Source organism: Streptomyces sp. NPDC055140, from assembly GCF_053607285.1.
Window position 1 is genome coordinate 2,186 of record NZ_JBSGTG010000063.1, and the last position, 10,786, is coordinate 12,971.

Here is a 10,786-nt window from a genome sequence, read left to right on the forward strand (position 1 = left end):
TGCCCGTAGAGAAGAACGGGCTTCCGCGCGACGACCGATCGCAATTCAAGACGGGCGACGGGTCCCAGGAGGTAAACCCGTCCTCCAGGCCTCTTCTGCTTGCCAACGATGACCAGGCCATCGAGAGTCTCGGCCAGCTGGCCCCACTCGTACGCACGGTCCTCACCAAAGGTGTTGCGGTAGTGGAGGATTTCCACACCGCTCGGCAACTCGCTCGTGATCTGCTCAAGCCAGCTGTCCCACTTTGGGCTGTTCATTGTCCTGGGCGCTGCACTGACATAGACGCGTACCGGCGTTCCAGGAGTTCGATCTGCTGCGATCCGTCCCATCGCTGCGGCGAAGCGGCGCTGCTGCACTGGGTTGGCAAAGGTCTCAACGTCCAGCGAGTCGGTTGATGTCGCATGCATGATGCTCATCATGCCTGCTTCGCCTCCGCTGAATTGACCAAGGGGCGGGGGAACTTCGCGCTGGCGGTGCGTCAGGAAGCCTCAGGGGAAGGGCGACACGGTTGGTGGCGGGGTGTCGTTACACGCCGTGAGGGGGGTACTGTGTCTGTGGATAAGATCAATACAGACATGGTTAAGCCCCGCGAGGCTGCACTCCGGGGCACGGCCGCAGACCACTCTAAGGATGGTCTCGACATGCACCAGGATACCCATATCCTCTGGCAGACACACGAGGCACCCGCCTCCGTAGTAGCGATGACCTGCGCGTCGCTCCGGACTTTGGGTGCCTTTTCTATGCTTCCGCTCCTGTCAGGACGCGGCTACACCTCGCCCCTTGCGGGGGTCGAGATGACGTAATTCGTGTGGGCGGCGCCTGCGTTGCAGGACTTCGAGCCGCCCGGAGCCTCGCGGTGATGACCGTCACCTGCGAGCGTCCCATCTGATCTCCGGTCTCAGCCTGCCAGGGCCTCGGCCGGAGGAGTTGTTCGACCCGGTGCCAGCCGGCTTCGAACGGTTCAATCTCTGGTTCTGCCCGAACCACAAAGCGCCACGAGGGCGTTTGTCGTGCCCTCCTCCATCAACAAGGAGCGCCGCGTACATGTTGCAGCATCGTGCTGCCGTTTGTCAGGTCCACCGTGCCCAGATGGCGCAGAATACGCCACTAAATCCCTCTCATCCCTCGTTCGTCAGCCCCTGGCACAGTGCCGTTTGGGGCAGCGGGTCCTATTGCCTCTCGACGGCGCAGTTGGCTCGCCGTCTGCGCCGTCGGGCCTTTTGGCCGGCGCTCGTCGTACTCATCGCCCGTCTCTCCACGGCTGAGGCGCCGAGGGAACTCTCCGTCATCCGTCCTGGGGTGACCCAGTGAATGCCTTAGCGGCGGCAGCCGCGGTTCTGCCGGGGCTCGTCGAGGACGCCGTGGTTGACGCCCCGATCGCTCCCAGGCGGCGGGATGCTCTGCGGTCGGCGCCGGGCACGCCCCAGCCAGATAGTGGCGGTGCTGACGACGCTCTGCGTCTCGGTCGCGGGATGCGGCTGCGGCTGCGTGCCGCGGTTCTCGCGCTGCTGGCAGACCCATCGATCGTCGGATTGAAGGACGCACCGAAGCTGGCGGCGGTAGTGCTGTACGCGAAGTCCCGTGCTCCGCAGGGCCGCCAGGTCGACAACGTGTCGTCGACTTGGGGCGCGGAGCTCGGCCGGTGGCTGGGGGTCAAGGAGTCGATGGTCCACCACAGAGTGCTGCCCGTGCTCCGTGACGCGGACGCGCTGCACACGAGGGTGGTCACGAACGCGCAGGGGCACCCGACCGGGCTGGACTGCCTGGTCATGCCGCTGTGGAGGGCCCGCAAGAGCGGGGGACCGAGGCATCCCCTGGCGTTGTCGAAAACGGAGCTGGCCACGCTGCTGCGTCTGTGTGAGGCGCTGTTCGGGCACGGCTGGACGCCGAAGGACAGAGAGCCGACGCCGCCGGGACTGCTGGCGGGCCGTACAGGCAAAGGGGCGGCGACCGACCGGCTCGGGCTGCTGCTGATGGTGCTGAGCACCCGGGCGTCGGGCTGGCTGCAGCTGTGCGGCGGCTCGGTGAAGACACGTGAGGGGCGCGGTGCGGCGACGCTGTCGCGGCTGCTGGGCTGCTCACCGTCCGGTGCGCGGAAGATCCTGGCGCGGCTGACGCAGGCCGGTGTCGTGGCGCGGCAACGCAGGGAGACGGCGACGCGGATGAACGGCCGGGGCCGCGTCATGCTGCTTCCGGTGGCCCGCGCATACAGCCGCAACTTGGCCTCTGTGGAGGCTGTCCAGGGCCCTGTGGCGGTGTTTTCGGCGCGTCCCGATGGTGCGTTCGGAGATCACGCTCCGGCCAGTGCTCCCGGCGCCCTTGGTGCGTCTGGGATCAGCGGTGCTGAGGCAGACATGGAGGAGGAGAACCGGGAGCGTCCCAATGGTGCAGAGCTCCACGCAGACCACGCTTCTGTCGTTACTCCCGTCGTTCCTCTGCAGCTTGATTGTGGTTTTTCCGGCGAAGGCCGTGGGCGTGAAGGCCGCCGGCCGGAACGTGCACACGGGCGCGAGGACGGCCCGCTGCGCGGGGAACAGCCGAAGAAGGCCCCGTCGATCAGCAGCAACAAGCCCGGCCGCACGCGGGTGACTGGCCCTTCGGTGCAGGTCCTGGACGGTACGGGTCAAGGAACACAGCAGCGGGGGAGGGTTCCCTTGCCGCCGGAGGATCTGCGGGTGATTCTGGCGCCGGTCGACATGGTGTGGGCGCGCTTGGACCGTCCGGCCGCCCGCCGCCTGGTGGAGGCCGTGGCCCGCAGCGAACTGGCCCGGGTGGAGGGCTTCGCCGGGCGCGCCGACGCGCCGAAGGTTCTCACCGACCGGCTCACAAGGCGCCTGGAGGATCAGATGCGGCTCCACGGCCCGATCAAGGACCCGGTGGGCTGGCTGATCGGCCGAGGCCTGCCGCAGCGCCAACTGTGTGCCGAACCCCGGTGCGACGAGGGCGCGTTGCTCGATTCAGGCCGGGACTGCCCACGCTGCGAGGACCGGCAGGCCGACGCCCGCGCCCAGCGCCGTACCGTCGCGGCCGCCGTCGACGCCGCGATGCCCGGGGCCTGCGAGACCGAGCGCCGTGCGGCGACCGAGCAGCAACTGCACCAGGACGTGACCGCCGAATCCTGGGCCAAGGCCCGCCGATGGGAGCAGCACCGTGCCCGGCAGGCCGCCGCAGCTCATGCCCGCGGCGAAGCTGCGGCCGCGCAGCACCCGGCTGACGTCCCGGCCGTTCCGGTGGCTCGGGTCGTGCTGCCCGCGCCCCGACTGGCCCCCGTCGCCCCGGCCCCGAAACCCGCCGACGTCGGCGTCGAGCGGGAGCTGGTACTCGAGGACCTCACCCGGGAACAGGTACTGGACTCGCGGACCCGCGGCGCCGCCGATCACCAGGTCGTGTTCGACCACATCGAGCGGTATGGCGAGGCGTCGGCACAGCGCCTGTTCACCCGGGCGTTCGTCGCTCAGGTGCAACGCCTGGCAGGTCTCAGGCACCTGGATCTCGGCTACACCTGTGGGATCCCAGATCCCGTGTCCACTTCCCACCGATGATGTCCACCGCGTGGCCACTAGGACACGGGGATGGGAATCCGCAGGTGAGGCGCGGCCTCCCGAGCTGCGGGCGGCGCACGGACCGAGGGAGTGGACACAGCGGCGGGACGAGGCCCTGTGGACACCGGATGGGACGGCTCCGGAAAACGCTGGTCAGCGACCCAGGGCGGCTTCGCCGCCCGCCGTGGGAGGGGTAAATGGGCAGGACGAACGCCCCGTAGCCCTTGATCAACACCGCGCCGCGGGGTGGCAACGCAGGAGGCGAGGTCAGCTACCTGCGGTTTTGCCCACGCCGGTTCGTATTTACGCGTCAGAGCGATGCCAGTGGACAAGCCGCCCCGAAACCTACAACACCACCTGGAGACAGGCATGAGCGAGGACTCTGGGGTCGATCTGGCCCACGTAGTGTTGCGCGCCGCGAAGGAGTCGGCGCGGAAGAACGGCGGCGGCCAGACGTCGAAACCGCAGCCGCAGCCGGGCCGTGCGGCGGCGCGCGACGGACGTGAACCAGCGAGTCTCGGTGCCGCAATCAGTGCCCTCATCACCGAGCGGGCCTGGGAGCTCCCTGCGGCCTGCGCCACCCTGCGGGAACGGTGGGAGGCCATCGCCCCTCTGCTGGCCGAGCACGTCGACGCCGTGGCGTACGACGCGAACTCTGGCCAGCTCACCGTGTGCCCGGACTCGCTGGCTTGGGCGCTGCAGACCCGCATCGAGGAGAGCCGCGTCATCGAGGCCGCCAACAAGTCGGCGGGCCGGACGGTCGTATGTGCTCCCCTGCGGATCCTCCAGCCCGGCTCCGCACGCGTGCCCTGACCGAGCGGGACGCCGTCGCCACAGCCTGGAGCGGCAGCGGTACACGGATTGGCGGCCTGTTGGGCATGGCGTCAACGAACACGGCTCACAAAGGGCCAGGTGACGCGGTGCTGCGCTGCTGCTGGCGATGCGTTCTGGCCAGCTGGCAGTCGCGCGGGACTGTGTCGCGCGAGCACTGCTCGGCAACGCGCTCGGCGTGCGGATGCCGGAGACACCGGCGCCGTAGAGGTTGTCGGATCTGGCGCCCGTCGTGCCCCTCGCGCCCTGATCCTGGTTCGCCGGGGTCGTTCAACCATTCGGGAGCGAGGCCCAGGAACTCGCGGACGACGCAGCGCACGCCGCTACGGGATCAGACCGATATCGATGCGTGCTCGGCCGCTAGTTGCTAGCCTCTTCTCGTTGCCCCCGCTTCGGCGGGGATGAACCACTTCTCTGTTTCAAGAGTCTGTCGACCCCGCCCCTGCGGGGATGCACGTGAAGGCCCCGGCCTGTTAAGGCCGGGGCCTTCACGTGCACGGTGATCCTTGGCATTGCCGAGTGCACCAACGGGGGAGCAGGTGTATCCGAACTGATGCCGGCCCGCGCACGGCAACGACAGTAGTTGGACGGGCTATCGCCTACGTTGCCAGGTCACGCTGGTTGAGGTGTGCCGCCGCTTTTCGTGCGAACGCCTCGATCGCATCCTCGAGGGCCCTGTGCTCGGCCGGCGAGCGACCGGGATACGGCGTCCTGTGGTTTGAGGGATCGGCTCGCGAATAATCGTCGGACATAAGCTCTGTAGTTCCTGCGTCGTTGAGGAAGCCTTGGAGCCTTACCGCGTGCCGCTCCACCGTCTGAGCAGCTTCCACCACATCGGTCCCGGCGGCCTCCAGCAGCACGTGCTGGGCAGCCTCTGTGATGCCGAGCGGTTCACCAGCGATGGACACCTGGCGCCGGTACCGATTTGCGACAGCGTCGGCCTGATCTACATACATGAGATTCTCGTCGCGAAGCCGATCGACGTGGGCAGCCACTGATTGGTCCCAATGCTCGGCTGCCGCCGCCGCCCGCCCTGCGGGCCGTGCCCACTCCTGTGAGACGGTCAGAAATCTCGCGAAAACATCACGCTGCGCGGTCCGCCGTGCAGTGTCGAGTGGCCCCAGATATGTCGAACGTGCCGTGTCCAATGCGCTCTTCACCGCCAGCCGGCCCTGATGCCTCGCGGCCCACACAGCAGCCGAGCCGCCTATGAGAGCGCCGATTAACCCACTGGCTCCGCCGATCACCGCAGCCGTCTCTTCGCCGTCCATGTGAGCCATCCTGCCTGGACTGACCGGTATCCGTCTGGGCGTCCCGAAATCTTCAGGGTCTATCGGGCCCTCAAAATAGCCGTGAGAGATGGGGCGGAAGTGCGGCAAGGGGGCGACCCAGTCTGTACGGCGGCGAACGAACTTAACAGCATGTATGGCAGGCCGAGCCCCCTGGCGAGGTACGTCCACACCGAGACGGGAAGAAGCCCTGTACGAGCCCGGCAGACATCGGCGACCGGTGCCTCTTCCACACCCCAGATCGCGCGGCCATCCAACGCTACAGAACCCGAGCCAAGGTCAAGGTTGGCCCGGGCAACAGCCTGGGCTGCCCAGTGCCCCTCGCGCTCCTAGCGACAGACGGGGACTATGGTCTGAAACCGCGAGCGACTGGCTGCACACGCAGGCGGAGCCTGCAAGCCGCGCCTCAGAGTTGCTGGGTCCGGGCCGAGCTTGAGGAAGTGATTCGCCAGCCCTCCTGGGCGCCTGCTATCGGTGCATGTCCTTCGTGAGCCCGCTGTTCGCCGCCGCCGTGAACATGATGTCCGTCACGGCCTTCTCGCACGGCTCACAACGCCAGTGAGTGCGCGGCTGGTTGTACAGGAACGGCTTCTTGGTCGGCTCGTCGCACCGATCGCAGTCCGGGCCCTTCCCGCCCGTTCCACCCAGGTTGCCCCAGTCGTTCCGGGCGATCTGCCGCTTGTACACGCGCCTCACGAGCAGGTAGGTACCGCCCAGCCAGATCAGTGCAAGGGCCAAGACCGCCAGACCCAGCCGGACCGGGCTCACGTCCTCCGTGTCGCCGGTCAGCAGGATCGCCGCGTAGGCGCCGAAGCCGGGCACCGCCGGAGCCCCGAAGGCCAGTATGAAGTCCTTACCCATGGTGTCCGCACTCCTGTGTCTTGTGGTGAGCCGTCTGCCAGTTGCAGGCGCAGCTTGGCGACGAGCTTGCTGCGCCGGGTGATGAGGGGGTGTTCGCCTTGGCGGCACATCGTCGGCGCGGCATGCAGTGCCGCTGAAGTGTCGGACCTACCCTCGGGGCATTTCCCGGCACTGTTATTCATCGAGGAGTTCTATCGCCAGGTGCGCAGCTGTTCGGCGATGCGGGTGGCGGTGCAGCGCGGGTCATACAACTCGTGTGCGAGCGCAGTGAGTTGGTCACGGTCTGGGTCGACAGCGATGCCGCTGGCGTTGAGGTACATGACGGCGACGGCGCATGCAACGGTCAGGTTGGACTGTTCGAGCCAGCGGCAGCGGCCGAGTGTGTGCACGAGCGCGGCCGCCCGGGTGAACGGACCGCCGTAGACGGGCTGTTCGAGGAGTTCGGCCCGGTGGCGTTGCACGGCCGCGATGGGGACTCCGAAGTCGTCGGGGGCCGGGTCGTGGCGTCCGGCGCGCTGGGTGACTTCAAGGATCCAGGACAGGTCGACGTGGAGAGACGCGCTCACGCAGCGGCGCCCCGCGCAGTGTTCTGCGACCGGATGCGGCCCTGATCGAGGTCGAGCTCAAGATTGTCGAGGAAGGATCCGTGCCGGTCGAGGAGGCGCTGGACAGCGGTCATGCCGGCACCGCGAGCTCCCGTGGTGTCCTCGTCGATGAGGCGTTCCACGTAACGGTTGAAGTCGAGGCCGCGGGCGGCTGCTGCGTCCTTGCCAGCGGCCAGCACGTCGGGATCGAGCCGCACCTGAGTCTGCTTCCGATCATTGCTCATACGTTCATGGTAGCAGGGTGGTAGCAGACTGTCTCTGGTGTGGTGAGAGCGCGCTCAGTGTGCCCCCTCGCGGTGCGGGCGCACTGTCGGGCCGGACATGGGGCGCGGGGTACTGGACGGCCGAGCAGCATGCGGAGGCGGGGGTGAGGGTGTTCCGCTCAGCGCTGGGGAACTGCGCGGCCGGGCCAAGCCTGCCGGTGAGCTGCTCGATCAGGACAAAGCCGAGCACGTACACATCGGAAGCAGCGGTGGCGGGCTCCCCGGCGATCTGTTCAGGGGCACTGGCCAATGGGGGCGCGTGCCGGATGAAAGCCAAAGCACATGCGACACCAGGGTGTGCGCCCACGCCTCTCCTCACGATGAGTGGCGCTGCACCACGATGTCCGGCACGGAAAGCTTCATGGCCTGGCGGTCGCGCCGCTCGTCGCGTCGCTGCTGCCGTCGCACTGCGATGCCACGAGTGATCATGCGCTGGCGCGTAGCCTCACGCAACCGTTCGTTTACGGCGGCGAACAAGAGTGCCTCTGGAAGGGAATGCATGTGAACAAGTCCCGTTCTGCGGCCCGAGGGTGGGCCACCGCTACTGGCATCTTTACCTGGGTCCGCGAGCGTCTAGGAACGCTGCGTCGATCGCTGTATGGCTGGTTGCTGCCAGCTTGCGCCCGCCAAGCAGTCCGATCGGGCTGAGAAGATGAGAGGTCGCCCTCGGCGGGATACGAGTTGCCGCACCGTCCCGTGGCGAGGGACGGACCCGAGCGCTAATCGAGGACTCTGCTCAGCCCTCACGCGCCCTGCTTCATCGGCGATGAGGTGCACGTGAACGTCGGTCGGCCTGTTCTGCTCGACCACCGGAGCACCCAATTGCGGCACGCCTGCGGCCTCGTCGATGAGCCAACCCTCGAGAAGAACACCGTCAGCCTCGACGGACAGCGCATCCCCCACCAGTCGGACGAAGTGCACCGCCGTCATAGGTGATGGGGGCGCCCTGGTCCCCGGGCCGGTGAAGGGATCGTCCGTGTCGTCGTGGCCAACAGGTCCGGTCCTCTCACTGGGTGGGGCAGCGAAGTGGCATCGCAGCGGTTCGGGCTTTCGCATGACCGCCGTCATAGCGTTTCGCCTGTACGCCATTCGTCTGCCATTCCACTGCCACTTGCGGCGAACGCCGGTCACTCTGCGGTGAGCGCGAATGGATTTATCAGACGGAAAGGGCTGGCGTCCTGAAGCACGCCGTCAGCTCGCACTCCGGTCCGGCGGGGAAGTGGCAGTGGAGTGGCAGACCCGTGGCGTACCGACGCCATCGCGGCGACGCAAGGCTGGGCCGTGGTCGCTCTCAGAGCGGCGACAGATACCAACGGCCTGGGAGTGTGACCTTCAGTGGGGAAGATTGTCTTGTTTGCCGGCGTGGACCCGCTTGCCACCGGCGAGTCCGATTACCCGTGGCACCCGCTGTCCGTGCTGACGGTCGGCACCGCCTTGCGGGCCGCCGGGCACGAGCCGGTAATCATCGACTGCCAGATCGAGCCGGACTGGCGCACGAAACTGGCGGACGAGGCCAAGGACGCCCTCTACGTCGGGGTTTCGTGTATGACAGGCCCGAGCATCGGCAACGTCCTGGACGCGATCAGCACGGTGCGCGACCGTGCGCCGGGCGTACCTGTGGTGTGGGGCGGCTACCACGCCTCCCTCGCCTACCGCGGGATCCTGCGGGAGCGGTGGGCGGACGTGGTCGTCCTCGGATCCGGTGAGGCTGCGGCCGTGGCGCTGGCTGAGTTGGCCGAGCGGGAAGGCGGCCTGGCCGACTCGGTTTCGCTCGCGGCCATTGCGAATCTGGCCTACCGGGACGGACGGCGCGAGATCTCACTGCGCGGTGGGGTGGCAGATCGAATCCTGGAGACCCCGAACGGCGCTCTAGCGGACGCGAGCGCCCTTCCGCCTCTGGACTACACCCTGATCCCCGTCACCGCGTACTACACGGACAGGGTCCGAGACGTCAGCTACCTCACATCCTGGGGCTGTCCGCACCCCTGCGGGTTCTGCAGCGAGCCGAAGACCAGTCTGCGCCGCTGGAAAGGGCTGCCCCCGAAGCGAGTCGTCGACGAGGTCGAGGCGCTGTCGAGGACCTATGAGCCGGACCAGATCAGCCTGATGGACCCGAACTTCTCGACCAACATCCAGCGGGTGATCGGCATCGTCGAGGAGCTGGAACGCCGCGGCCTGTGCATCCAGTTGCGGGCCAACATGCGGGCCAAGGACATCGTGAACCTCGCCGGGCACATCGACCTCGAACGGCTCCGGAACGTGGGCTTCAGTGCGATCTTTGTCGGCTGCGAGTCAGGGTCCGACCGGATGCTGAAGCTGATGACGAAGAACGCGACGGTCCAGCACACGATCGACGGCTGCCGGATGCTGTCGGCAGCGGGCATCGTCCAGCTCACCAGCTGGATCCACGACCTGCCGCAGGAGACCGAAGACGACAGCGACCTCACGTTCCGGCTCGTCCAGGAACTGGCTCTGCTCCCGCACAACGAGCAGAAGCATCACTTCTTCACACCGTTCCCGGCCACCGACATGTACGAAGCGCTCTTCGGCTCCAGCGAGGACGATGGCCGCAGCCAACGCGAGTGGGCGCGCAGCGACACCTACTCCGGGAGCGCGATCTGGTCCGGTCGGCCGGAATTCCGCCGTCGGGTCCTCCAGCGGCTGCTGGAGCTCAGGGAGCAGCACCCAGACGTCCTCGTCCGGTCGCTTCCCCGCCTCGTCGATGCCTGAGGGGCGAAACCACTGAACGTCCCGGTTGGGGACGGGTGTTCGGCGTGCCGCGATTGGTGTCGACCGCTCCTCGCCTCTACGGTGGGAATCCCACATCTTGTGGTCGCCGAACGTCGGAGGCCCATAGGTTGTGGTGTCAGTCCTGTTATGTTCAATTCGACCACCTAGAGGACACATTCGATGGCGGACCGAACCGTTGACGGCATGGCGCGTACGCACAGGAGCGAGGAGCACCCCCTTGGGCAGGTGCCGCCGCAGTATTTGAGGCGTCTGCACTCGACGACCCGGTCGTTCATCGTCGGCGAGGGGAAGGGCTACCTGACGGTCGCCTGTACCCAGGACGGCCGCCCTGCCGCAGTCACGATCTTCATGGCCAAGCAGGGTTCGACTCTGGCGGGCCTGATGGACGGCTTCAGCACGACCATCACTCAAGGGCTGCGTCACCAGGTCCCGCTGGAGGTGTTCGTCCGTGAGTACGTCAGCATGCGCTTCGAACCCGCGGGTCTCACCAACGACCCCGAGATCAGGCAGGCCTCGTCCGTACTGGACTACGTCGGCCGGCGCCTGGCGCTCGATTACCTGCCGTACGACACGCGGGTGGAGTTCGGCGTGCTGACGGCCGACGAGCGGGCGGCCAAGGAGCTCCAGGACACCGTGGGTGACGC

General features: G+C 67.3%; 8 protein-coding genes and 1 pseudogene. 4 read left to right on the forward strand and 5 right to left on the reverse strand.

All coding sequences use genetic code 11. From position 1 onward, the window contains the following. Nucleotides 1-419 (reverse strand): annotated as a pseudogene (locus tag ACWFR4_RS45870) (hypothetical protein); the annotation flags it as partial. Between the two features lie 1,053 nt (nucleotides 420-1,472). On the opposite strand from ACWFR4_RS45870, the gene ACWFR4_RS45875 reads away from it, so the two are divergent. Together ACWFR4_RS45875 and ACWFR4_RS45880 are read left to right on the forward strand one after the other, a co-directional pair. Then, nucleotides 1,473-3,542, forward strand: a complete 2,070-nt coding sequence (locus ACWFR4_RS45875; RefSeq protein ID WP_453657590.1) for a hypothetical protein — start codon at nucleotides 1,473-1,475, stop codon at nucleotides 3,540-3,542. A gap of 369 nt (nucleotides 3,543-3,911) precedes the next feature. Next, a complete protein-coding gene (locus tag ACWFR4_RS45880; RefSeq protein ID WP_453657592.1) occupies nucleotides 3,912-4,355 on the forward strand; it encodes a DciA family protein in 444 nt (147 codons plus the stop codon). 617 nt (nucleotides 4,356-4,972) lie between these two features. On the opposite strand, the gene ACWFR4_RS45885 is transcribed toward ACWFR4_RS45880, so the two are convergent. The 4 genes from ACWFR4_RS45885 to ACWFR4_RS45900 form a co-directional block, all read right to left on the reverse strand. Beyond that, nucleotides 4,973-5,644, reverse strand: a complete 672-nt coding sequence (locus tag ACWFR4_RS45885) for a hypothetical protein (RefSeq protein WP_453657594.1) — start codon at nucleotides 5,642-5,644, stop codon at nucleotides 4,973-4,975. Between the two features lie 486 nt (nucleotides 5,645-6,130). Further along, complete coding sequence (locus ACWFR4_RS45890; protein WP_453657596.1) at nucleotides 6,131-6,523, reverse strand: hypothetical protein; 393 nt, start codon at nucleotides 6,521-6,523, stop codon at nucleotides 6,131-6,133. 191 nt (nucleotides 6,524-6,714) lie between these two features. Then, on the reverse strand, nucleotides 6,715-7,089 hold the full coding sequence (locus ACWFR4_RS45895) for a fic family toxin-antitoxin system, toxin component (protein WP_453657598.1): 375 nt from the start codon (nucleotides 7,087-7,089) through the stop codon (nucleotides 6,715-6,717). Then, the gene (locus ACWFR4_RS45900; protein ID WP_453657600.1) at nucleotides 7,086-7,352 is read right to left on the reverse strand and encodes a hypothetical protein; all 267 of its coding nucleotides are present in this window, start codon (nucleotides 7,350-7,352) and stop codon (nucleotides 7,086-7,088) included. Before ACWFR4_RS45900 ends, ACWFR4_RS45895 begins: the two co-directional genes overlap by 4 nt. 1,401 nt (nucleotides 7,353-8,753) lie before the next feature. Between ACWFR4_RS45900 and ACWFR4_RS45905 the strand changes: the two genes are divergently transcribed. Together ACWFR4_RS45905 and ACWFR4_RS45910 are read left to right on the forward strand one after the other, a co-directional pair. Further along, nucleotides 8,754-10,121, forward strand: coding sequence for a B12-binding domain-containing radical SAM protein (locus tag ACWFR4_RS45905; protein ID WP_453657602.1), 1,368 nt, complete (start codon nucleotides 8,754-8,756; stop codon nucleotides 10,119-10,121). 180 nt (nucleotides 10,122-10,301) lie between these two features. Then, the coding region (locus ACWFR4_RS45910) for a TSCPD domain-containing protein (RefSeq protein WP_453657604.1) at nucleotides 10,302-10,786 on the forward strand (485 nt) is incomplete at its 3' end.

Excerpts from the sequence above, each read along its gene's own strand:
- ACWFR4_RS45875 (WP_453657590.1), top strand. The coding sequence starts at position 1,473 with ATGCGGCTGCGGCTGCGTGCCGCGGTTCTCGCGCTGCTGGCAGACCCA.
- ACWFR4_RS45880 (WP_453657592.1), top strand. The coding sequence starts at position 3,912 with ATGAGCGAGGACTCTGGGGTCGATCTGGCCCACGTAGTGTTGCGCGCC.
- ACWFR4_RS45885 (WP_453657594.1), bottom strand. The coding sequence starts at position 5,644 with ATGGACGGCGAAGAGACGGCTGCGGTGATCGGCGGAGCCAGTGGGTTA.
- ACWFR4_RS45890 (WP_453657596.1), bottom strand. The coding sequence starts at position 6,523 with ATGGGTAAGGACTTCATACTGGCCTTCGGGGCTCCGGCGGTGCCCGGC.
- ACWFR4_RS45900 (WP_453657600.1), bottom strand. The coding sequence starts at position 7,352 with ATGAGCAATGATCGGAAGCAGACTCAGGTGCGGCTCGATCCCGACGTG.